This window comes from Sinomonas sp. RB5 (assembly GCF_054063535.1).
In genome coordinates, this window is sequence record NZ_JBSSGJ010000009.1 from 37,383 (window position 1) to 58,371 (window position 20,989).

The window sequence follows — 20,989 nt, forward strand, 5'->3', positions numbered from 1 at the left end:
GGCGTGGGTCTCGTATGCTGCCCGCGATTGGCGTTTCCCAATCGGTCAAGGGCTGCCGAGCGCGACCCTACGCGCGGGTAGGCCGGCGCCGTCAATCACTCGAGCCCGCGTCCTCCCCCAGAGTCCAGTCGCGGATCGCTGCCGGGTCGTCCCCGAACTCGCGGGTGTGCGCCCGCGCCTGCGCGAGCTCGTTCTGGTACCGCTGGCGCAGGCCCGCGCGGCGCTCGGCAAGGCCCGGGACCCGGTCGAGGACGTCGATGGCCAAATGGAACCGGTCGATTCGGTTCAGCATCGCCATGTCGAACGGGGTCGTCGTCGTGCCCTCCTCGATGTAGCCGCGCACATGCAGGTTGCGGTGGTTGGTGCGCCGGTAGGTGAGGCGGTGGATGAGCCACGGGTAGCCGTGGTACGCGAAGACGACCGGCCGGTCGGTGGTGAACAGGGCGTCGAACTCCCGGTCCGGGAGCCCGTGCGGGTGCTCCCGCTCGTCCTGCAGGCGCATGAGGTCGACGGCGTTGACCACGCGGACCTTCAGCTCCGGCAGGTCGCGGCGCAGCATCTGGGCCGCGGCCACCGCCTCGGCGGTCGGGACGTCCCCGGCGCAGCCGAGCACCACGTCCGGCTCCTCGCCCGGGACCTCGTTGCCCGCGAAGTCCAGGATCCCGATCCCCCGGGCGCAGTGCAGCCGGGCCTCCTCCGGCCCGAACCACTGCAGGGACAGGGCCTTTCCGGCGACGACCACGTTGACGTAGTCGCGGCTGCGCAAACAGTGGTCCATGGTGGACACGAGGGTGTTCGCGTCCACCGGGAGGTACACGCGCACCACCTCGGCCTTCTTGTTGACCACGTGGTCGATGAAGCCGGGATCCTGGTGCGAGAAGCCGTTGTGGTCCTGCTGCCACACGTGGCTCGAGAGCAGGTAGGTCAGCGAGGCGACCGGCATGCGCCAGGGCAGCTCGCGGTGGACCTTGAGCCACTTTGCGTGCTGGTTGAACATCGAGTCCACGATGTGCACGAAGGCCTCGTAGGAGGTGAAGACGCCGTGCCGGCCGGTCAGCAGGTACCCCTCGAGCCAACCCTGGCACAGGTGCTCGCTGAGGACTTCCATCACCCGGCCGGCGCGGGCCAGGTGCTCGTCGACGTCCTCGATCCGCTCCTCCCAGACCTTGTCCGTGGCGTCGTAGACGTCCTGCAGCCGGTTCGAGGCGGTCTCGTCCGGGCCGAACAGGCGGAAGTCGGTCGGGTTCGCGCGGATCACCTCGCGCAGCCAGCCTCCGAGGTTGCCCATCGCCCCCGCGCGCACGACGCCGGGCGCCTCCACCGGGACCATGTGCGCCTCCTGCTCGGGCAGCCGCAGGTCCCGCAGCAGCCGGCCGCCGTTGGCGTAGGGCGTGGCGCTCATGCGGCGGTCCCCGCGGGGGGCGAGCCTGGCCAGCTCGGGCGAGCGGGCGCCGTCGTGCGTGAAGAGCTCCTCCGGGCGGTAGGAGCGCATCCACGCCTCGAGCTGGGCCAGGTGCTCGGGATTCTCATGGATGGCGCTCAGCGGGACCTGGTGGGCGCGCCAGGTGCCCTCCACCGGCTTGCCGTCCACCGTGGCCGGGCCCGTCCAGCCCTTCGGGGACCGGAACACGATCATGGGCCAGGGCTCCGGCGTGGAAGACGGCGCCCGCTCCCCCGCCTCGCGCGCCCGGCGCTGGATCGCAGCGATCTCCTCGAGGCAGTCGTCGAGCGCGGCGGCGAAGTCGCGGTGCGCCTGGGCCTGCGCGGACGGGTCGGCCACCGTGACGAAGCGCGGCGCATAGCCGAGCCCCTCGAAGTACTTCCGCACCTGGTCCTCGGGGCGGCGCGCGAGGACCGTGGGATTGGCGATCTTGAACCCGTTCAGGTGCAGGATCGGCAGGACGGCGCCGTCGTGCGCCGGGTCGAGGAAGGCTGTGGACTGCCAGCTCGTCGCCAGCGGCCCCGTCTCGGCCTCGCCGTCGCCGACGACGCACGCGACCACGAGGTCGGGGTTGTCGAACGCCGCGCCGAACGCGTGGGCGAGCGAGTATCCCAGCTCGCCGCCCTCGCTGATCGAGCCCGGCGTCTCGGGCGCCGCGTGGCTCGGGATGCCGCCGGGGTAGGAGAACTGCCGGAAGAGCTCGCGGAGCGAGTCCTCGTCGTCGCCGAAGCGCGTGTAGATCTCTGAGTACGTGCCCTCCAGATAGGCGTTGGCGACGTTGGCCGGGCCGCCGTGCCCCGGTCCGGTGACGAAGAGCATCGCCTGGTCGCGTTCGATGATGGCGCGGTTGAGGTGGGCGTAGATGAAGTTCAGGCCCGTCGTGGTGCCCCAGTGGCCCAGGAGGCGCGCCTTGACGTGCTCTCCGGCGAGCGGCTCCCTCAGGAGCGGGTTGTCGCGGAGGTAGATCTGGCCCACCGAGAGGTAGTTCGCCGCCCGCCACCAGCGGTGGAGGTCTTCGAGGCGCTCGTCGGTCAGGGTCGTCGCTGCGTCGCTGGCTGTCATGGCTCGGGCCCGCCTTCTGCGTCGGCTGCCGCGGCGCACGTGCGCCCTCGGCCGGTCCCTGCCCAGCCTAGCGAGGTGGGCCGACATTGTCGGCGCCGCAGGCGCACGTTTGCCGGCGCCCTCGGCTGGGAACGGTGACACCATGAGCGATGCTCCGGACTACCGCGCTGCCCTCTCCCTGCTCTGCCCGCTCTCCGACCCTGAGACGGGGACGCTGCTGCGGTTCGACGGGACCTTCTGGCCCACCGACGAGCCCACCTCGATGACCGCCCTCGGCCTCCTCCCGGACGCTGCCGTGCACACGCTGGTGGAGGAGTTCCCGCAGGCGGCGCGGCCCGCCCGGCACCACGTCGGCACGGCGGTGGAGATGCTCGCGGCCGCGGTCGAGGACTATCGCGGCACGCGCGGCCGGGACTGGTCGGCGCTCCCGTCCGCCTGCGCCGCCCTGAGGGCAGACGTCGCCAATGCCCTCGCGTACCGGGAAGTGCTCGACGCCGTCTGCGGCGCCGAGGACGACGACGGGTGGCGGGAGAGCGCGCTGCCGGTCGCACTCGCCGCATTCGAGACCGGCGAGGCGCCCACGGAGACCCACGAGGAAGGGACGGCGGCCCTGGTCACGACCGACTACCTGACCGCGGAAAGGGACGTCCGCGAGCGTGCCGGGGCCTTCCTCATGGCCTTCACGCTCGCCCCAGAATGTCCCAGCGCCCCGCCAAGGCTGTCCAGCGCCGGCGAGCCCGACGGTCCAGTCACCGCGTTCGCCCGCGAGCACCTCCACCAGCCGCGCCTGTACGCCGAGGCCGTCCGGGCGCAGCGCACGCTGGATCCGCAGGCGCTCGCACCAGTCATCGCCCAGCGGGCGCCCGTTCCCGCTGCCCTTCCCTGGGGAGCATGAGGCGCTGCCTCCGACTGCTGACGGCAACCGGGAGTTCGAGGCGGCTCCGTCTGGGTAACGGCCCAACGGCGGTGGCAGGCCGGACCGATGTGCAGGACACCGGGGCGCACCGGCGCTGCCACCGCCACCTGCGCGCCGCGCTTCGGCGGTAGGCCGTCAGGGGCTCAGGGTTCTCCGCCGGCGACCAGGGGACCTGCGTGGCCGCCCGCGCACAGCCAGGCCCCGTCTGCACGGACCCAGACCTGCGTCATCATCATCCGGCGCGTTTCTGGCTGACCGCCTCGACTGACCTCGTCCGTCGCCTCGGTCTGCAGCAGCGCCGCGCCACCGAAGAGCCCTATCCGAGGGGACCCGAGGTCCTGCGCCAGCCAGCGCAACTCCCCGGCCGTGTTCCCGGCGATGTAGGAGTCCCGGTCGAACCGCTCCCCCGTGTGCGAGACCCATTGGAAGCCCGGATGCAGCAATCGGCGCAGAGCCTGCGCGTCGCGGGCCACGAGGGCCTCCGCCCGGGCCATCGCGGCCGCGACCACCTCGTCCCTGGCGTCCATGGGAAGACTTTACGTTCCCCGAACAGTGGCCGAACAGGACTCTTTCCGAAGCGCCCCATCATCGCAACGGAGCGGGACAATACGGGCAGGGCGTGGAAGGACAGTGCCGTGAATCCCAGGACGAGGCAGAGACCCAAGGATCCGAAGGCAGCAGCCGGTCAACAGCCGAGCAGGCGCCGGCGCCTGGGGCTGTGGGCGGCCCAGCATCCGTCCCTCGCCGTGCTGTCCGCCGTGGCCGTCCTGGTCCTCATCCTCGGCGGCGGGTTCTTTGCCGCGACGGCCCGCACGGCGGGGGCCGGGCCAGCGCCCATTCCCGGGATCTCGAAGATCCAGCATGTGGTGATCATCATGCAGGAGAACCGCTCGTTCGACAGCTACTTCGGCACGTTCCCGGGTGCCGATGGCATCCCCATGAGCAACGGAGTCCCGACGGTCTGCGTCCCGGATCCGGCGTCCGTCGCGTGTGTACGGCCTTATTACGATCCGGCAGATCGGAATTCGGGGGGCCCGCATGGCCAGGCCAACGCGACGGCAGACGTCGATGGCGGGAAGATGGACGGATTCATCGCCCAGGCCGAGCAGGCAGCCTCCCACTGCGCGGCGAATGAACCCTCCTGCGCGGGTGGCGGCACGACCGATGTCATGGGCTACCACGACGGCAGCGACCTGCCGAACTACTGGGCATACGCGAAGGACTTCACGCTCCAGGACCACATGTTCGAGCCGAACGCCTCGTGGAGCCTGCCGGCCCACCTGTACATGGTGTCCGAGTGGTCAGCCAAGTGCAGCACAGCGGGGGATCCCCAGTCGTGCGTCAACGCCCTGCAGAACCCCGGCAATCCACCCGACTTCGGCAACGGCCTGAGGAACACCCTCATCGGCAAGTGCCGTGCCGGGCTCGGGACCACGGCGTGTCAGAGTGCCCTCAAGTCCGCCGGAATCAGCCCGGATCTGGCAGCCAGCCTGCATACCTTCATCACCCAGCACTGCAAGGCGACCGATTCCTTCGCCACATGCCAGACCGCCATCGACCAGGCCCAGCTCCCGGACAGTCTCAAGCAGAAGCTCCTCGCCGCCGCCCAGCAGATAGCGCCGCCGGACTACGCGTGGACCGATCTGACCTACCTGCTGCACCAGCAGAACGTCTCGTGGGGCTATTACGTCTTCAACGGCACGGAACCGGACTGCCGCGACGACTCCGCCGTCGCCTGCGCCCCGGTCACGCAGAACGCGAAGACGCCGGGGATCTGGAACCCTCTCCCCTACTTCGACACCGTCAAGCAGGACGGCCAGCTCGGCAACATCCAGTCACTCACCAACTTCTACACAGCGGCCAAGGACGGCACCCTCCCTGCCGTGAGCTGGATCGACCCGACTGGGGCGGTCAGCGAGCATCCACCGGCCCTCGTCAGTACGGGGCAGGCCTACGTCACCGGGCTCGTCAACGCCATCATGGCCGGTCCCGACTGGGACAGCACAGCCATCTTCCTCTCGTGGGACGACTGGGGCGGGTTCTACGACCACGTGGCTCCGCCGACCGTCGACCAGAACGGCTACGGGCTGCGCGTGCCCGGCATCGTCATCAGCCCGTACGCGAAGAAGGGGTACATCGACCACCAGACCCTCAGCCACGATGCGTACGTGAAGTTCATCGAGGACGACTTCCTCCACGGGCAGCGCCTCGACCCGGCCACGGACAGCCGACCCGACCCCCGTCCCGACGTCCGCGAGAACAGTCCGCTCCTGGGCAACCTCGCCGAGGACTTCGACTTCAATCAGACGCCGTCTCCGCCGGTCATCCTTCCCAACGCCGCCACCTACTGACGGTCACAGCCATGGGAGGACTGACCGATACGAGCCCGTAGCGAGGCAGAAGGAACGCGGCTAGACGTTGAAGCGGAACTCGACCACGTCGCCGTCGGCCATCACGTAGTCCTTGCCTTCGATCCGGACCTTGCCGCGGGCCTTGGCCTCGCTCATCGACCCCGCGTCGATGAGGTCCTCGAAGTGCACGACCTCGGCCTTGATGAAGCCGCGCTGGAAGTCGGAGTGGATCACGCCGGCGGCCTGGGGCGCGGTGTCGCCCTGGCGGATGGTCCAGGCGCGAGCCTCCTTGGGTCCGGCCGTGAGGTAGGTCTGGAGGCCCAGGGTGTGGAAACCCACGCGGGCGAGCTGGTCGAGACCGGACTCGTCCTGTCCGTTCATCTCGAGCATCTCGCGCGCCTCCTCCTCGGAGAGCTCAACGAGGTCCGCCTCGAGCTTGGCGTCGAGGAAGATCGCATCCGCCGGGGCCACGAGGGCGCGCAGCTCTGCCTGCTTCTCGGGGCTGCCCAGGATGCCCTCGTCCGCGTTGAAGACGTAGATAAAGGGCTTGGCGGTGAGGAGGTTGAGCTCCTTGAGGTGCTCCATGTCGAGCTTGTCCGAGGCGATCGAGGAGAAGATCGTGTCGCCGCGCTCGAGGACCTTCTTCGCGGCCTCGATGGCGGCGAGCTCGGCGGCCTCGCGCTTCTTGATCTTCACTTCCTTCTCGACGCGCGTAAGGGCCTTCTCGATGGTCTGGAGGTCGGCGAGGATCAGCTCGGTGTTGATGGTCTCCATATCGGAGCGCGGATCCACCTTGCCGTCCACGTGCACCACGTCGGGGTCGTCGAAGACGCGGATGACCTGGGCGATCGCCTGGGCCTCGCGGATGTTGGCGAGGAACTGGTTGCCGAGGCCCTCGCCCTCGGAGGCGCCCTTGACGATGCCTGCGATGTCGACGAAGGAGACCGTCGCGGGGAGGATGCGGGCACTGCCGAAGATCTCGGCGAGCTTGTCCAGCCGCGGATCAGGGAGGCTCACCACGCCCACATTCGGCTCGATCGTGGCGAACGGGTAGTTCGCCGCGAGAACCTGGTTGCGGGTCAGGGCATTGAAGAGCGTCGACTTGCCGACGTTGGGGAGACCGACGATTCCGATAGTGAGAGCCACGGTCATCCATCATACCGGCGCGCAGGCCGCCTCCCCCGCCGGGAACGGCGGCCGAGAATTGTCGGTGCCGCGTGCGACAGTGGGCCCATGGACGGAACGCAGATTCTCGTGATGGTGCTCGTGGCGCTGCTCGCCTTCGTGCTCGGGGCGCTGGCCGGGGCCGCGCGGCAGCGGCGGCAGGCCGCGCACGACGGCGGCGACCTCCCCGCGCTGCAGTCCCGCCTCGCGTCGGCGGAGGCAGCCCTGGCCGCCGCGGGCGCGGAGCGGGACCTCTTGGCGCGGCAGAACGCCGCCCTCACCTCGCTCGACGAACAGGAGAACACCGTCCTCCATGCCCTCGCCCCGGTGGCGGAGAAGCTCAGTGCCGTCCAGCGCGCCGTCGCCGTGCTCGAACGCGATCGGGTGGAGCAGTTCGGCCAGCTCGCCCAGCAGCTGCAGGACGCCCGGGCCTCGGACGCGGCGCTGCTGCAGACGGCGCACGCCCTGACCGCGGCGCTCGCGAACAACTCCTCCCGCGGGACGTGGGGCGAGATCCAGCTGCGCCGGGTGGTCGAGGCCGCGGGGATGCTCGACCGCGTGGACTTCGCGGAGCAGGTCTCCACCTCGGGCGACGGCGGTGCAGTCCGGCCCGACCTCGTGGTGCAGCTGCCGGGCGGGAAGCAGATCGTCGTCGACTCCAAGGTGCCGCTCGGGGCCTACCTCAAGGCCCAGGAGCACGCGCAGGACCAGAGCCCTGCGGGCCTCGCGCAGCGGGACCGGCACCTCGCCGAGCACGCCAAGGCGCTGCGGGCGCACGTGGACGCCCTTGGGAGCAAGAAGTACTGGGAGGCCGTCGGGTCCAGTCCGGAACTGGTCGTCTGCTTCCTCCCCGCTGAGTCCTTCCTGGCCGAGGCGCTCCGCGCCGACGCCGGGCTGCTCGACTACGCCTTCGGACGCAACGTGGCGCTCGCATCTCCGGCGACGCTCATGGCCCTCCTCAAGGGGGTCGCCTTCGGCTGGCGGCAGGAGCTCCTCACCGAGAACGCGCGCGAGCTGTTTGACCTCTCCCAGCAGCTCTATGGGCGGCTGAGCACGATGGGTGGCCACGTGGCCCGCCTCGGGTCCTCCCTCAAGGGGTCCGTGGAACGGTACAACGCGTTCATCGGTGCCCTCGAGTCCCGGGTCCTCCCGACCGCGCGCCGGATCAGCGCGCTCGATCTCGGCTCGCCGGAGACCCTGCCGGAGCTGCCTCCCGTCGAGACGACGCCCCGCGTGCTGAGCGCGAGCGAGCTCCTCGACGAGCAGATGTGGAAGGACAACGGGATCACGGCACTGCCGGGCACGCTCGGGGGCACCTCGGCGGAAGCAGCCTCGGGCGAGGGCGCCCAGGAACTCCACGAGGGCGCCGAGGGCTCACGGCGGCATTCGGCCTGAGCCGGCCGGGCCGCGTACCCTCGCAGTGGCGCGGGCCTCCTTGGCGTCAACGGCCGAGCGCACGGACCACGCCGAGGTCAGGGGCGGGGCCCGCCGACGCCGGGGCCGGCGCCGACCGAGGTCCGGGGCCGGGCCGTAAAACCGGCCGTCGGGACGCCACTCCCCCATCCGGCAACTGGAAAAATGCCGTTCTCGTCAGGAAGTCTGCGCCTCGGGGACTTGCCGCGCAGAACGGGACTTCCACCGCTTTGGGCTCGTCCCGGCATCCCCGTGCAGATCGGGCTGACGCGACGTCATGAAGGGCCCCGTCAGGCTCCCGCGGGCGACCTCGGCGTCAGCTCTGGGGGCGGCGCCCCCGGCCACCGAGGCCGCGGCTCGCGTCGCCGGCGTCGCGCAGGGTCGCGCGGAGCTCCTTGGGGAGCGAGAAGAGGATGTCCTCCTCCGCCGTGACGACCTCCTCGACGGTGCCGTACCCGTACTCGGCGGCGAGCCGCAGGACGTCCTGGACGAGCACGTCCGGGACGGACGCGCCGGAGGTCAGGCCGATCGTCTCGACTCCCTCGAACCAGGACTCATCCACCTCGTTGGCGAAGTCGACCCGGTGGGCGGCCTTCGCACCGTACTCGAGGGCGACCTCCATGAGCCTGACGGAGTTCGACGAGTTGGCCGATCCGACCACGATGACGAGGTCGGCCTGCGGGGCGATCTTCTTGATCGCCGCCTGGCGGTTCGACGTGGCGTAGCAGATGTCGTCGCTGGGCGGATCCTGGAGGTTGGGGAAGCGCTCGCGCAGCCGGCGCACCGTCTCCATCGTCTCGTCGACGGAGAGCGTGGTCTGCGAGAGCCAGATGAGCTTGTCCGGGTCCTTGACCTGGATGGTGTCGGCCTCCTCGGGAGAGTTCACGACCTGCGTGTTCTCCGGAGCCTCTCCGTACGTGCCCTCGACCTCCTCGTGGCCCTCGTGGCCGATGAGAAGGATCTCGTAGTCGTCCCGGGCGAAGCGGACGGCCTCGCGGTGCACCTTGGTCACGAGCGGGCACGTCGCGTCGATGGTCCGTAGCCCGCGCTCCTCGGCAGAGCGCACGACGGCGGGGCTCACCCCGTGCGCGGAGAAGACGACGAGGGCGCCCTCGGGGACCTCGTCGGTCTCCTCGACGAAGACCGCGCCGCGCTCCTCGAGGGTCTCGACGACATGCCGGTTGTGCACGATCTGCTTGCGCACGTAGACGGGGGCGCCATAGTGCTCGAGCGCCTTCTCGACGGCGATGACGGCCCGGTCGACCCCGGCACAGTATCCCCGCGGGGCGGCGAGCAGGACCTTCTTCTCGCCGGCGACGGGAACCGCGGCGGCCACGTCCTCAGGCGCGCGGCGCCGCCGCGGGACCGTGGGCATGGACAGGGGAACCGAGGTGACACTCATGGATTCCATGCTACCGGCGCCCGCTGACCGCACGGCGCCGGACGCCGAGCGCGATCGCGAGGATCAGGAAGGCCGCCCCGAAGAGGGCCACGACCCCCGCCCACGGCAGGAACGAGTCGGCGAAGAGCTTCCCTGCCCGCGTCGCGAAGACGGTCGCCACGCTCCCCGAGCCGCCCTGGGCCGAGGCCACTCCCGAGGCGAGGAACGCCCCTGCGGCGAGCACCGCGGCGACCAGGAGCAGGCCCAGGCCGGACCAGCCGAGGGCGACCCGCCGGCGTCGTGCGAAGAGGAGCCCGAGCGCGAAGGCGAGCACGGCCCCCACCGTGAGCGGCCAGGCGTACGAGGCCGCTTCCTGGGCGGCGGTGAGCCAGGAGCGCTGCTGCGCCGTGCCCACCGGGACCTGGATGCTCGGCGCCTGGCCCGCCTGCACGCCGAAGCTCGAGCCGAGCCTCTTGAGCAGGACGTCGACGAACGGCCGCAGCTCGAGCGTGAAGGTGGAGTTCGACGCCGCGGCCTGGCTGAAGTTCAGCCGGTGGCTCTCGCGCAGCGTCTCGTCCCACGCGCCGGGGAAGCCCGGGTCCGTGGTCAGGCCGTTGGTGATCTCATTCGCGAGGCGCGTCGCCGCCGGCTGGAACGCCTGAGGGACGCCGGAGGCCGAGGCGACGGTGGTCGCGAGCGAGTTCGCGAGCGCGGACTGGAACGCAGCGTCGCTGCGCAGCGGTTCGAGGAGGCGGACGAATCCGCCCTCGTCCACCACGTTGCGCTCGATCCACAGCGAGGGGACGGCGGCAGCGGTGAGCACCACGGCGAGGAGGATGGACAGGGCGGAGAGAACGGAGCGCATGGACTTCCCGGGGTCGGCAACCCCACCATCCTAGCGACGCCGGCGGCCGCCGCTTTCGACCCCGCGGCGCCGCCGCTGCCGGGCCGCGGCCCTGCCGGAGTGTCGGAGGGGCGTGATAGTCGTGAACTATGGTGGCAGAGATGGAAGCATCCCCAGATTCCATGAGCCCTGACGCCATGGGCAGCACCGACCGCGCGGACCCGGGCGGCGCCGCCGGCGACGAGGGCCAGGGCCCGGCGGCCGAGGCCTCGGCCTCGACCCTGCCGGCGCGCGCCTCCGACACCAGCCCGGAGAACCCCTGGCCGCTCCACGTGCTCTCCCGCAAGCTCAAGGAGCACATCGAGCGTTCGCCCCACGTGTGGATCGAGGGGCAGGTCATCGAGATGACCCGCCGCGGCCAGACCGCCTACATGACCCTCCGGGACGTCGACGCCGAGATCTCGCTGCCGGCCTCCGCCTGGGGCAGCGTCATGGCCCGGCTCCGCGAGCCGGTCCAGCGCGGCTCCCGCGTCGTGGCCCTCGTCAAGCCCGAGATGTGGCTCAAGACCGGCCGGCTCAGCATGGCCGTGCGGGACATGCGCCCGGTGGGGCTCGGTGACCTGCTGGCCCGCATCGAGAACCTGCGTCAGGCCCTCGGGGCGGAGGGGCTCTTCGCCGAGGAGCGCAAGAAGCGCCTGCCGCTGCTCCCCCACAGGATCGGCCTGATCACCGGCCGCGACTCCGATGCGAAGAAGGACGTCATGCGCAACGCCGCCCTGCGCTGGCCGGCCGTCGCCTTCGAAGTGCGCGAGGTCGCCGTGCAGGGCACCAACGCCGTGGCCGAGGTCCTCGGGGCGCTGAAGGAGCTCGACGCCCGCCCCGAGGTCGACGTGATCGTGATCGCCCGCGGCGGCGGATCGCTCGAGGACCTGCTCGCCTTCAGCAACGAGGCGCTCGTCAGGGCCGTGGCCGAGGCCGGGACCCCCGTCGTCAGCGCGATCGGGCACGAGGCGGACCGGCCCATCCTCGACGACGTCGCCGACCTGCGGGCCTCGACCCCCACGGACGCGGCGAAGCGCATCGTGCCGGATGTGGCCGAGGAGCTCCTGCGCGTGCGGCAGTGCCGCGACCGGATCGACCGGCAGGTGCGCCTCTTCGTGGAGCGGGAATCGGACCGGCTCGCCTCGATCCGGAGCCGGCCGGTCCTCGCCGCGCCGGAGACCATGGTGGCCACGCGGCACGAGGAGCTCGAGCGCCTCAGGGTCCGCTCGCGGGCCGCGGTGAGCGGCGCCGTCGAACGCGCGGCCGACGCCGTGGCGCACCTGCGCGCCCAGGTCCGCTCCCTCTCCCCGCAGCAGACCCTCGACCGCGGCTACTCGGTCGTGCAGATCCTCGACGGGCCGGCTGCCGCGGTGGTGCGCGCCCCCGAGGACGCGCCCGCCGGGACCGCGCTGCGGGTCCGGCTCGCCCGCGGGACGATCGCGGCCCGCAGCGAGGGCCAGCTCGCGGACATCACCCACCCCGCGCCGCAGGGCGCAGCATTCCAGACGGCAGCCCCGCAGGAAGGACCGACCCATGAGTGAGGACACCAAGGAGACCTTCGAGGACCTCTCCTACGAGCAGGCGCGCGAGCAGCTCGTGGCCGTCGTCTCGCGGCTCGAGGCCGGCGGGGTGAGCCTGGAGGAATCGCTCGCGCTGTGGGAGCGGGGCGAGGCGCTCGCGAACCGCTGCGAGGAATGGCTCGAGGGCGCACGACGCCGGCTGGACGCCGCGCGCGGCGAGGGCACCCCGGCGGCGGGGGCTGGGGCGGAAGGCTAGGCCCCGGCGCGGTCAGCTCTGCGCCAGCAGTTCCTTCTGCTCCTCGATATCGAACGCCGGCGCGGGCCACTGCGGGTCCATGCGCTCGAGCGCGGCGACGAGGAGTTCCTGGACCACCATCCGCGCGTACCACTTGTTGTCCGCGGGCACCACGTACCAGGGGGCGTAGGGCGTGCTCGTGCGCTCGATCGCGATCTGGTACGCGTCCATGTAGGAGCCCCAGAGCTTGCGCTCCGTGAGGTCGGAGGGGTTGTACTTCCAGTACTTCGTCGGATCGTCGAGCCGTGCGGCGAGGCGGCGCCTCTGTTCCTCGCGGCTGATGTGCAGCATGACCTTGATGATCTCGGTGCCGGAGGCGTGGAGGTGCGCCTCGAAGTCCTGGATGGCCGAGTAGCGCCGCTCGAGCTCGGCGGCGTCGGCCCAGTTGTGCACGCGGTGGATGAGGACGTCTTCGTAGTGGGACCGGTCGAAGCATCCCAGCATCCCGGGCCCGGGGAGCTGCCTCTCGACCCGCCAGAGGAAGTCGTGCTCCTTCTCCTCGTCCGTCGGCGCCCGGAAGGCGGCGAGCTGGACTCCCTGGACGTCCACGGCGCCGACCACGTGGCTGATCATCCCGCCCTTCCCGGCGGTGTCCATGGCCTGCAGGATCAGCAGGAGCGAGCGGGTTCCCCCGCCCTTGCCCTCGGCGAACAGCCGCTCCTGGAGGTCTGCGAGGTGGGGGTCCCGCTGGGCGAGGATCGCCTCGCCGTCGGACTTGCTGCCGGTGAAGCCGGGGGTGGAGGCCGGGTCGATGCGGTCGAGCCGGAAGTCCGGCCCGACCACGAGGAAGTCCTCGGGTGCTTCGGTGAAGCCGTGCCCCGCCTTGCGCTTGCCCATGCGGCCCCCTCGCCGTCAGACCCGGGCGTCCGGGTCAGTTGCCCCTGTACCTGCTGAGGAAGTCTGCCATACGGCCGATCGCCTCCTCGATGTCCGCCACGGCCGGGAGCGTGACCATGCGGAAGTGGTCCGGAGCGTGCCAGTTGAAGGCCCTGCCGTGGGAGAGGAGGATCTTCTGCTCGCGCAGGAGGTCCAGGACGAACTTCTCGTCGTCCCGGATCCGGTAGACCTCCGGGTCGAGCCGCGGGAACAGGTACAGGGCCCCCCTGGCCTGTTTCGTCGAGACGCCCGGGATCGCGTTGAGCATCTCGTAGGCCTTGTTGCGCTGCTCGAGCAGCCGGCCCCCGGGCAGGATGAGGTCCTTGATGCTCTGGTAGCCGCCGAGCGCGGTCTGGATGGCGTGCTGGGCGGGGACGTTGGCGCACAGGCGCATGTTGGCCAGGAGGTTGATGCCCTCGAGGTAGTCCGCGGCCTCCTTCTTGGGCCCGGAGATTGCCATCCACCCGGCCCGGTACCCGCAGACGCGGTAGGCCTTGGACAGGCCGGAGAAGGTCAGGCAGAGCACGTCCTCGCCGGTGAACGCGGCCAGGTTCGTGTGCGTGGTGTCCTCGTAGAGGATCTTCTCGTAGATCTCGTCGGCGAAGATGATCAGGCCGTGCTTCTCGGCCAGCTCGACGATCCGGCGCAGCGTGGAGTCCGAGTAGACCGCCCCGGTGGGGTTGTTCGGGTTGATCACCACGATGCCCTTGGTCCGGGAGGTGATCTTGGACTCGAGGTCCTCGAGGTCGGGCTCCCAGTCGAGGTCCTCGTCGCAGAGGTAGTGGACGGCGCGGCCGCCGGCCAGGGACACGGAGGCCGTCCACAGGGGGTAGTCCGGCATCGGGACCAGGATCTCGTCGCCCTGCTCGAGCAGCGCCATGAGGGACATCGTGATGAGCTCGGAGACCCCGTTGCCGAGGTAGATGTCATCCACGTGGATGTTCTGGATGCCGCGGGTCTGGTAGTACTGCGAGACCGCGGTGCGGGCCGAGAAGATCCCGCGCGAGTCGCTGTAGCCCTGCGCGTGCGGGAGGTGGCGGATCATGTCCACGAGGATCGCGTCCGGCGCCTCGAAGCCGAACGGGGCCGGGTTGCCGATGTTCAGCTTCAGGATGCGGTGGCCCTCGGCCTCCATCTGCTGGGCAGCCTCCAGGATCGGGCCCCTGATGTCGTAGAGGACGTTGTGGAGCTTGGAGGACTGCGTGAACTGGGCCATTCACCCAATATGCCACAGGGCGTGGGCGGCACCTGTGCGATGCTGCTCACACCCTGTGGCGTGCCCCTGCGGGGGTCAGGAGGCGAGGCCCTTCTCCTTCAGCCACGCCTTGGCGGCGTCGGCCGGGGACTGCTTCTGGTTCCCGCTCACCGCCCGGTTGAGGTTCACGAGGTCGTCGGTCGTGAGCTGCTTCGACACCGCGTTGAGCACCGACTTCGCCTTGTCCGTGACGGTGTCCGTCCGCACGAGCGGGACCACCTGCTGCGCGATGAAGTTGTTCTTCGGGTCGTCGAGCACCACGAGTCCGTTGTCCGCGATGGACGGAGTGGTGGTGAAGATGTCGGCGACCTGGATGTCGTTGGACAGGAGCGCCTTGAGCGTCACGGGCCCGCCGCCGTCGCTCATCGGCTGGAACTGCTTCGGGACGCAGTTGTACTTGTCCTTGAGTCCGGGCAGCCCGTAGGCGCGCTTCTCGAAGGTCGCGGGTGCCCCGATCACGAGGTCGCCGCACACCTTGGCCATGTCCTCGAGGCTCTTGAGCTGGTACTTGGCGGCCGTGGCCTTGGTGACCACCATGGCGTCCTTGTCCTCGGCCTTCGCCGGGTCCAGGATCCCCAGGCCCTGCGGGAGCTTGCCCGGGAGCGCCCCCGCGATGTCGGCAGCAGAGACCTGGGTGGCCTTCGGGTCCACGTACAGCAGGAGGTTGCCGGTGTAGTCGGGGACCACGTCGATGGAGCCATCCTGCACCGCCTTGTAGTAGACCTCGCGGGCCCCGATATTGGGCTTGGTCGTGGCCTGCACACCCGCGGCATTGAGGGCACCGGCGTACAGCTCGGCGATGATCTGGCTCTCGGTGAAGTCGGCCGAGCCGATGACCAGGGCCTTCCCGGCGCCGCCGCTGGCGGGCGCGGCGCTGCCGGAGCTGAGCGGGTTCGAGGAGCCGCCGCAGGCGCTCAGGGCCAGGGTCAGCCCGAGGCCCGCTGCCGCGGTCAGCGCCGTGCGGCGGGTGAAGGGGATGTGCTGGGTCATGGCATTCCTTCCGTAACGGCCGCGGCGGGGGCTGCTGCCTCCCTCGCGGAGGGCGTGCGTGGGACGAGGACGCGCAGGAGCGTGCCCAGGACGAGGTCGGTCACGACGGCGAGGGCCGCCACGAGGACCGAGCCGCCGAGCATCTGGGGGTAGTCGGAGAGGGCGAGCCCGTCGAAGATGTACCGGCCGAGGCCGCCGAGGTTGGTGTAGGCCACGACGGTCGCCGTCGCGATCACCTGGAGGATCGCGGCCCGTGCCCCGCCGAAGATGACGGGGACGGCGTTGGGCAGCTCGACCTGCAGCAGCACCTGGTACTCGCGCATCCCCTGCGCCCGCGCGGCGTCGACCACCACGGGGTCCACCGCCGCGATGCCCGAGTAGGTGCCGGCCAGCAGCGGCGGGATGGTGAGGATGACGAGGGCCCAGATCGGCGGCATGAGGCCGATCCCAGCGAGCAGCACGAACAGCACAAGCAGCCCGAGGGTGGGGATGGCGCGCAGGGCGCCCGCGACCGCGACGACGAGCACGCGCCCGCGGCCCGTGTGGCCCACGTAGGCGCCGATGGGCAGGGCGATGGCCGCGGCGATGGCCAGGGTGAGCACGGTGTAGAAGACGTGCTCGCCGAGGCGTCCCGGGATGCTGGAGTACCCGCTCCAGTTCATCGGGTCGGTGAGCCATGCCCACGTCTGCGCGAGGAGGTTCACGAGCGGGCCGCCTTCCGCTGCCCCGCGCCGTCGACGAGCCGGGCCCACGGCGAGAGCAGCCGCCCGGCCAGCACGAGCGCGAGGTCCATGACGAGGGCCAGGACGAGGATCGCCACGAGTCCGACGACGATCTCCGTGACGAAGCCGCGCTGGAGGCCCTCGGTGAAGAGGACCCCGAGGTTGGGCATGCCGACCAGCGCGGCGACGCTCACGAGTGAGATGTTGCTCACCGACACGGCCCGCAGCCCGGCGACGAGCACGGGCAGCGAGAGCGGCAGGTCGACCCGGAAGTAGCGGGTGGTGGGCGTGTGGCCGAGGGCCTCGGCGGCGAGGCTCAGCTCTCCGTCCACCGAATCGAGGGCGTCGAGGGAGGACCGGACGAGGAGCGCGACGGCGTACACGGTGAGGGCCACGATCACGTTGACGGGATCGAGGATCCTCGTGCCCAGGACCACCGGGAGGATGATGAACAGGGCGAGCGAGGGGACGGTGTAGAGGACCGAGCTGAGGGTCAGCAGCCCCGTACGCCAGGCGCGCCGGTGGCGCACAGCCTGCGCGAGCGGGAGGCTGATGAGCAGTCCGAGGAGGAGCGGAACCAGCGCGAGCACGAGGTGCTGCCCCGTGAGGGAGAGGATCCGCGCCAGGTTGGCGACCGCCCACTCCATCAGGCGCGGCCCTCCGGGACCGCGGCGGCGCGGGCGCGCTGGGACTCGGTGCGGCGGCGGTCGGCGTGCGCGATGACCTCGCCGGCGCCGACGGTGCCGAGGAGGCGGCCGGCGTCGTCCACCACCACGCCGCGGCCGGACGGCGAGGACAGCGCCGCGTCGAGCGCGGAGCGCAGCGTGCTGCCGGCGCGGTGCAGGGAGCCGCCGCTCACGAGCGTGCCCGGGAACGCTGGACCGGCCCAGCCCACCGGGCGCCCGTCCGCATCCAGCGCCACGGCCCACTCGTCCACCCTGCCCGAGGGGACGTCCGCCGCGCGGACGGTCTCGGCCGGCTCGACGGGGAGCCCCGAGTCGTCGTAGAAGCCGAGGTGGCGGAAGCCGCGGTCGCGCCCCACGAAGCCGGAGACGAAGTCGTCCGCCGGCGCGCGCAGGAGCTCTTCGGGGGCGGCGACCTGCGCGAGCCGGCCGCCGACGGCGAACACCGCGATCCGGTCGCCCAGGAGCACGGCCTCGTCGATGTCGTGCGTGACGAACACGATCGTCTTGCCGAGGTCGCGCTGCAGCCGCACGAGTTCCTGCTGGAGCTCGTGCCGCACCACGGGGTCCACCGCGCTGAACGGCTCGTCCATGAGCAGCACGGGCGGGTCGGCGGCGAGCGCCCGGGCCACGCCCACGCGCTGCTGCTGGCCGCCCGAGAGCTGCGCGGGGTACCGGCCGCCCAGGTTCTGCGGGAGCCCGACGACGTCGAGCAGCTCGCGCGCGCGGGCGCGCGCGGCGGAGCGGGAGACTCCGTTGAGCCGGGGGACGGTGGCGATGTTGTCCTCGACCGTGCGGTGGGGCATGAGGCCGGCCGCCTGCATGACATAGCCCATGGACCGGCGCAGGAGCGGCGCGGGCTGCGAGGCGACGTCGCGGCCGTCCACGGTGATGGTCCCGGAGGAGGGCTCGACCATGCGGTTGACCATGCGCAGCGAGGTCGTCTTCCCGCAGCCGGACGGGCCGACGAACACGGTGATCTGTCCCCGGGGCACGCTCAGCTCGAGGCGGTCCACGGCCGTGAGGCCGCCGTAGACCTTGCTCACCTCGTGGAACTCGATCATGGGATCGGACACGTACACCTCGATGGTCGCTGACAGTCTGTCTCGGCGTGCTGAGGGGAGCCTACCAGCGCGGAACCGCGCGCCCTCAGGATTGCGCTGGCCGGTCTGCCCCTGCCGATGCGGCGGCGAGCTCGATCGTGCCGAAGATGGGGTCCCGGTCCAGGACCCGTACATCGTCGATGCCCTGCTCGGCGAGCGCGGTGCGGAACCCCTCCTGCAGCCGCGGCACGTTCATGCCCAGCCCGCTGCCCAGGATCACGGGCCCGTCGATCCCGAGCTGGCGGGCCACCTGGGCCGCCATCCGGGCGAGGTCGTGGGCGGCCTGGTCGATCAGGAAGCGGGCGCCGGCGTGCCCGGCGTCGGCGGCCTGCGTCACCACGCGCGACTGCTGCGCCCAGTAGCGCCTGCCCGTCTCGGGCGAGTGGAAGTGGGCGATGAGCTCCCCGGGCTCGGTGAGCCCGGTGGCGGCCAGGAGGCCGAGGGTGAGGGCGTCCGGCTCGAGGCCGAGGTTCATGCGGTGGAGGCTGTAGCGGACGGCCTCGCGGCCGAGCCAGTACCCGCTGCCCTCGTCGCCGAGGAGGTAGCCCCAGCCGCCGGCCCGGGCCTCCTCGCCGGCGGTGTTGGTCCCCCAGGCCGCCGAACCGGTTCCCGCGATCACCGCCACCCCGGTCTGCGCCCCTCCGGCGGCGAGCAGGAGGCGCGAGTCGTGGACGACCTCGACCCTCGCGGCCGGCACATGCGGGCGGATCAGCGAGGCGAGCGCCTCGGCGTCGGCGGCGGTGTCGATGCCGCCCGCCCCGGCGAAGACAAGGGCGGCGTCCGCGGCGTCGAGCCGCGCGAAGAGTTCGGCGAGGTTGGCTGCTGCGGTCTCGCGGCTCACGTTCTGGACGTTGGCGCTGCCGACCTCGAGATCGGCCACGACCTCTCCGTCGACGACCTTGATGCCGCGGGTCTTGGTGCCGCCGATGTCGAGGCCGACCATGGGGCCGCCCGAGGGGGTCTGGATGCTCACCTGCCCAGCCTACTGAGCGCGTAGGGTGGGCGCATGGATGCGACGCTGCCGGTGGACCTGTTCGGAGGCGGCGTGGTCGCCGCGCCGATGGCGGGCGGCCCGAGCCGGCCCGAGCTGGCCGCGGCGGTCGGCGCCGCCGGCGGCCTCGGGTTCCTCGCGGGCGGCTACAAGGCGCCCGAGGCGCTCGCCGCCCAGCTCGACGCGATGGACGGCGGGCGGCCGTTCGGCGTCAACCTCTTCGTCCCTTCTCCCGCGGAGGCGGACCGGGAGGCGGTGCTCGCCTTCCGCGAGCGGCTCCTGCCCGAGGCGGCCGCCGTGGGGGCAGACGTGCCGGAGCCGCGCTGGACGGACGACGACGGGTACCCGGCCAAGCTCGATCTCCTCCTCGGGCGGGTCCCGGCAGCAGTCTCGTTCACGTTCGCGCTGCCGGCCCGCAGCGCCGTGACGGCCCTCCGGGCTGCGGGGGCGTTCACCCTCCAGACCGTCACGGGCCCCGACGAGGCGCTGGCCGCCGCCGAGCTCGGTGTGGATGCCCTCGTCGTCCAGCACCCGGACGCGGGCGGCCATTCGGGATCCTTCCTCGGCCTGCCGGCGTTCGCGGGCACGCTCCCGGAGCTCGTCGCCGCCGTCCGCGCCGCCCTCTCCTCGGCCGGGGCGCAGCTGCCGGTGGTCGCCGCCGGCGGGATCGGCACGCCCGAGGCGGCCGCCGCGGCCCGGGACACCGGAGCAGCCGCCGTCCAGCTCGGGACCGCGTTCCTGCGCACTCCGGAGGCGGGGACCAATGCGGTGCACCGCGCCGCGCTGGCGGACCCGGAGTTCGCCCGCACGGCGCTCACCCGCTCCTTCTCGGGGAAGTGGGCGCGCGGCCTCGAGAACGGGTTCATGCGCAGGTTCGCCGACGCGCCCGCGGCGTACCCGGTGCTCCACTACCTCACCGCGCCGATGAAGGCGGCCTCAGTCCGGGCCGGCAGCCCCGAACGGACGAGCCTGTGGGCCGGGACCGGCTGGCGCGGGGCACGCGACGAACCGGCCGCCGACGTGGTGGCGCGCTTCGCGCGCTGACCGGCCTCTGCCCCCATCCGGGGGCGCGGTCCTAGGCTGGGGCCATGGATACGGCACCGCTCATCACGCTTCCGTCGGGACACTCCATCCCGCAGATCGGCCTCGGCACCTGGCCCCTCGACGACGCCCAGGCCGCCGAGGTCGTCGCAACGGCGCTCGAGCTCGGCTACCGCCACATCGACACTGCGGAGAACTACGGCAACGAGGCCGGGGTCGGCGAGGGCATCCGCCGCTCCGGGCTCGACCGCCGGGACGTGTTCATCACCACCAAGTTCAACCGCGAGTGGCACAGCGTGGACGGCGTGCGCACCGCGTGGGAGAACGCCGTCCGCAAACTCGGCGTCGACTACCTGGACCTGTTCCTCATCCACTGGCCCAACCCGGACCAGGACACCTATGTGCAGGCCTGGGAGGGCCTGATCAGGCTGAGGGCCGAGGGGAAGGTGCGCTCAATCGGGACGTCCAACTTCTTCCCCCGGCATCTGCAGCGCCTCATCGATGCGACCGGGGTCGCCCCGGACGTCGACCAGCTGCAGATCAGCCCGTACTGGGTCAAGCACGAGGCACGCGCGTTCAACCTCGGCCACGGCACGGTCACCGAGTCCTACACCCCGATCGGGCGCGGGCAGGAGCTGCTCGCCGAGGAGGCCGTGGTCTCCGCTGCCCGGGCGCACGGGGTCACCCCGGCCCAGGCGGTGCTGCGCTGGCACACCCAGCACGGGCTCGTGGCGATCCCGAAGTCGGCCCACCCCGAGCGGCTCGCGGCGAACCTCGACGTGTTCGGGTTCGACCTCACCGGCGAGGAGCTCACGGCGCTGGATGGGCTCGACGGCCGCGGACCCGAGGCCGCGGACCCGGAGACGTTCGGCCACTGAGCGCCTCGGGCGCCGCCTCGC

At 71.5% G+C, this 20,989-nt stretch carries 19 protein-coding genes; 7 read left to right on the forward strand and 12 right to left on the reverse strand.

Annotation, left to right across the window (positions count from 1 at the left end; all coding sequences use genetic code 11):
• Positions 1-91: 91 nt before the first annotated feature.
• A complete protein-coding gene (locus ACVWWH_RS11870) occupies positions 92-2,503 on the reverse strand; it encodes a phosphoketolase family protein (RefSeq protein ID WP_457316717.1) in 2,412 nt (803 codons plus the stop codon).
• Between the two features lie 142 nt (positions 2,504-2,645).
• Here ACVWWH_RS11870 and ACVWWH_RS11875 point away from each other — a divergent pair, with 142 nt between their 5' ends.
• Positions 2,646-3,398 (forward strand): hypothetical protein, encoded by a 753-nt coding sequence (locus tag ACVWWH_RS11875; RefSeq protein ID WP_457316718.1) that lies wholly within the window; start codon positions 2,646-2,648, stop codon positions 3,396-3,398.
• A 164-nt stretch (positions 3,399-3,562) separates the two neighbouring features.
• Here ACVWWH_RS11875 and ACVWWH_RS11880 read toward each other — a convergent pair whose 3' ends face one another.
• Positions 3,563-3,946, reverse strand: a complete 384-nt coding sequence (locus tag ACVWWH_RS11880; RefSeq protein WP_066499044.1) for a nuclear transport factor 2 family protein — start codon at positions 3,944-3,946, stop codon at positions 3,563-3,565.
• A 219-nt stretch (positions 3,947-4,165) separates the two neighbouring features.
• Here ACVWWH_RS11880 and ACVWWH_RS11885 point away from each other — a divergent pair, with 219 nt between their 5' ends.
• Complete coding sequence (locus ACVWWH_RS11885; protein ID WP_457316719.1) at positions 4,166-5,770, forward strand: alkaline phosphatase family protein; 1,605 nt, start codon at positions 4,166-4,168, stop codon at positions 5,768-5,770.
• 60 nt (positions 5,771-5,830) lie between these two features.
• Here ACVWWH_RS11885 and ychF read toward each other — a convergent pair whose 3' ends face one another.
• Entirely contained in the window at positions 5,831-6,916 is a 1,086-nt protein-coding gene (gene ychF / locus ACVWWH_RS11890; RefSeq protein WP_457316720.1) for a redox-regulated ATPase YchF, read from the reverse strand.
• Between the two features lie 87 nt (positions 6,917-7,003).
• Here ychF and ACVWWH_RS11895 point away from each other — a divergent pair, with 87 nt between their 5' ends.
• Positions 7,004-8,329, forward strand: a complete 1,326-nt coding sequence (locus ACVWWH_RS11895; RefSeq protein ID WP_457316721.1) for a DNA recombination protein RmuC — start codon at positions 7,004-7,006, stop codon at positions 8,327-8,329.
• A 334-nt stretch (positions 8,330-8,663) separates the two neighbouring features.
• Here ACVWWH_RS11895 and ACVWWH_RS11900 read toward each other — a convergent pair whose 3' ends face one another.
• Positions 8,664-9,749, reverse strand: coding sequence for a 4-hydroxy-3-methylbut-2-enyl diphosphate reductase (locus tag ACVWWH_RS11900; protein WP_066499046.1), 1,086 nt, complete (start codon positions 9,747-9,749; stop codon positions 8,664-8,666).
• A gap of 10 nt (positions 9,750-9,759) precedes the next feature.
• A complete protein-coding gene (locus ACVWWH_RS11905) occupies positions 9,760-10,593 on the reverse strand; it encodes a hypothetical protein (RefSeq protein WP_457316722.1) in 834 nt (277 codons plus the stop codon).
• 176 nt (positions 10,594-10,769) lie between these two features.
• Here ACVWWH_RS11905 and xseA point away from each other — a divergent pair, with 176 nt between their 5' ends.
• Together xseA and ACVWWH_RS11915 are read left to right on the forward strand one after the other, a co-directional pair.
• Complete coding sequence (gene xseA / locus ACVWWH_RS11910) at positions 10,770-12,155, forward strand: exodeoxyribonuclease VII large subunit (RefSeq protein WP_457316794.1); 1,386 nt, start codon at positions 10,770-10,772, stop codon at positions 12,153-12,155.
• Positions 12,148-12,390 carry an exodeoxyribonuclease VII small subunit gene (locus ACVWWH_RS11915; RefSeq protein ID WP_457316723.1) on the forward strand — a complete coding sequence of 81 codons (243 nt, stop codon included), beginning with the start codon at positions 12,148-12,150 and terminating at the stop codon, positions 12,388-12,390. The genes xseA and ACVWWH_RS11915 overlap by 8 nt, the downstream gene beginning before the upstream one ends.
• Before the next feature lie 12 nt (positions 12,391-12,402).
• Here the strand turns inward: ACVWWH_RS11915 and ACVWWH_RS11920 are convergent, their stop codons facing one another.
• From ACVWWH_RS11920 to ACVWWH_RS11950, 7 genes are all read right to left on the reverse strand, one after another.
• On the reverse strand, positions 12,403-13,266 hold the full coding sequence (locus ACVWWH_RS11920; RefSeq protein ID WP_457316724.1) for a polyphosphate kinase 2 family protein: 864 nt from the start codon (positions 13,264-13,266) through the stop codon (positions 12,403-12,405).
• 34 nt (positions 13,267-13,300) lie between these two features.
• Positions 13,301-14,521 (reverse strand): pyridoxal phosphate-dependent aminotransferase, encoded by a 1,221-nt coding sequence (locus ACVWWH_RS11925; protein WP_457316725.1) that lies wholly within the window; start codon positions 14,519-14,521, stop codon positions 13,301-13,303.
• Positions 14,522-14,596: 75 nt separating this feature from the next.
• On the reverse strand, positions 14,597-15,550 hold the full coding sequence (locus ACVWWH_RS11930) for an ABC transporter substrate-binding protein (protein ID WP_066499055.1): 954 nt from the start codon (positions 15,548-15,550) through the stop codon (positions 14,597-14,599).
• A complete protein-coding gene (locus tag ACVWWH_RS11935) occupies positions 15,547-16,254 on the reverse strand; it encodes an ABC transporter permease (protein ID WP_229710769.1) in 708 nt (235 codons plus the stop codon). The genes ACVWWH_RS11930 and ACVWWH_RS11935 overlap by 4 nt, the downstream gene beginning before the upstream one ends.
• Positions 16,251-16,919, reverse strand: a complete 669-nt coding sequence (locus ACVWWH_RS11940) for an ABC transporter permease (protein WP_066499056.1) — start codon at positions 16,917-16,919, stop codon at positions 16,251-16,253. The genes ACVWWH_RS11935 and ACVWWH_RS11940 overlap by 4 nt, the downstream gene beginning before the upstream one ends.
• On the reverse strand, positions 16,919-18,031 hold the full coding sequence (locus tag ACVWWH_RS11945) for an ABC transporter ATP-binding protein (RefSeq protein WP_276508581.1): 1,113 nt from the start codon (positions 18,029-18,031) through the stop codon (positions 16,919-16,921). Before ACVWWH_RS11945 ends, ACVWWH_RS11940 begins: the two co-directional genes overlap by 1 nt.
• 73 nt (positions 18,032-18,104) lie before the next feature.
• Complete coding sequence (locus tag ACVWWH_RS11950; RefSeq protein ID WP_457316795.1) at positions 18,105-19,001, reverse strand: N-acetylglucosamine kinase; 897 nt, start codon at positions 18,999-19,001, stop codon at positions 18,105-18,107.
• Between the two features lie 63 nt (positions 19,002-19,064).
• On the opposite strand from ACVWWH_RS11950, the gene ACVWWH_RS11955 reads away from it, so the two are divergent.
• Both ACVWWH_RS11955 and ACVWWH_RS11960 read left to right on the forward strand, forming a co-directional pair.
• Positions 19,065-20,093, forward strand: a complete 1,029-nt coding sequence (locus ACVWWH_RS11955) for a nitronate monooxygenase (RefSeq protein WP_457316726.1) — start codon at positions 19,065-19,067, stop codon at positions 20,091-20,093.
• Between the two features lie 44 nt (positions 20,094-20,137).
• Entirely contained in the window at positions 20,138-20,968 is an 831-nt protein-coding gene (locus ACVWWH_RS11960; RefSeq protein ID WP_457316727.1) for an aldo/keto reductase, read from the forward strand.
• The last annotated feature ends 21 nt before the right edge of the window (positions 20,969-20,989 follow it).

What these genes read in the sequence shown, in the direction of transcription:
- ACVWWH_RS11870 (WP_457316717.1), bottom strand. Translation starts at nt 2,503, where the DNA reads ATGACAGCCAGCGACGCAGCGACGACCCTGACCGACGAGCGCCTCGAA.
- ACVWWH_RS11875 (WP_457316718.1), top strand. Translation starts at nt 2,646, where the DNA reads ATGAGCGATGCTCCGGACTACCGCGCTGCCCTCTCCCTGCTCTGCCCG.
- ACVWWH_RS11880 (WP_066499044.1), bottom strand. Translation starts at nt 3,946, where the DNA reads ATGGACGCCAGGGACGAGGTGGTCGCGGCCGCGATGGCCCGGGCGGAG.
- ACVWWH_RS11895 (WP_457316721.1), top strand. Translation starts at nt 7,004, where the DNA reads ATGGACGGAACGCAGATTCTCGTGATGGTGCTCGTGGCGCTGCTCGCC.
- ACVWWH_RS11900 (WP_066499046.1), bottom strand. Translation starts at nt 9,749, where the DNA reads ATGAGTGTCACCTCGGTTCCCCTGTCCATGCCCACGGTCCCGCGGCGG.
- ACVWWH_RS11905 (WP_457316722.1), bottom strand. Translation starts at nt 10,593, where the DNA reads ATGCGCTCCGTTCTCTCCGCCCTGTCCATCCTCCTCGCCGTGGTGCTC.
- xseA (WP_457316794.1), top strand. Translation starts at nt 10,770, where the DNA reads ATGGGCAGCACCGACCGCGCGGACCCGGGCGGCGCCGCCGGCGACGAG.
- ACVWWH_RS11915 (WP_457316723.1), top strand. Translation starts at nt 12,148, where the DNA reads ATGAGTGAGGACACCAAGGAGACCTTCGAGGACCTCTCCTACGAGCAG.
- ACVWWH_RS11920 (WP_457316724.1), bottom strand. Translation starts at nt 13,266, where the DNA reads ATGGGCAAGCGCAAGGCGGGGCACGGCTTCACCGAAGCACCCGAGGAC.
- ACVWWH_RS11925 (WP_457316725.1), bottom strand. Translation starts at nt 14,521, where the DNA reads ATGGCCCAGTTCACGCAGTCCTCCAAGCTCCACAACGTCCTCTACGAC.
- ACVWWH_RS11930 (WP_066499055.1), bottom strand. Translation starts at nt 15,550, where the DNA reads ATGACCCAGCACATCCCCTTCACCCGCCGCACGGCGCTGACCGCGGCA.
- ACVWWH_RS11940 (WP_066499056.1), bottom strand. Translation starts at nt 16,919, where the DNA reads ATGGAGTGGGCGGTCGCCAACCTGGCGCGGATCCTCTCCCTCACGGGG.
- ACVWWH_RS11950 (WP_457316795.1), bottom strand. Translation starts at nt 19,001, where the DNA reads ATGGTCGGCCTCGACATCGGCGGCACCAAGACCCGCGGCATCAAGGTC.
- ACVWWH_RS11955 (WP_457316726.1), top strand. Translation starts at nt 19,065, where the DNA reads ATGGATGCGACGCTGCCGGTGGACCTGTTCGGAGGCGGCGTGGTCGCC.
- ACVWWH_RS11960 (WP_457316727.1), top strand. Translation starts at nt 20,138, where the DNA reads ATGGATACGGCACCGCTCATCACGCTTCCGTCGGGACACTCCATCCCG.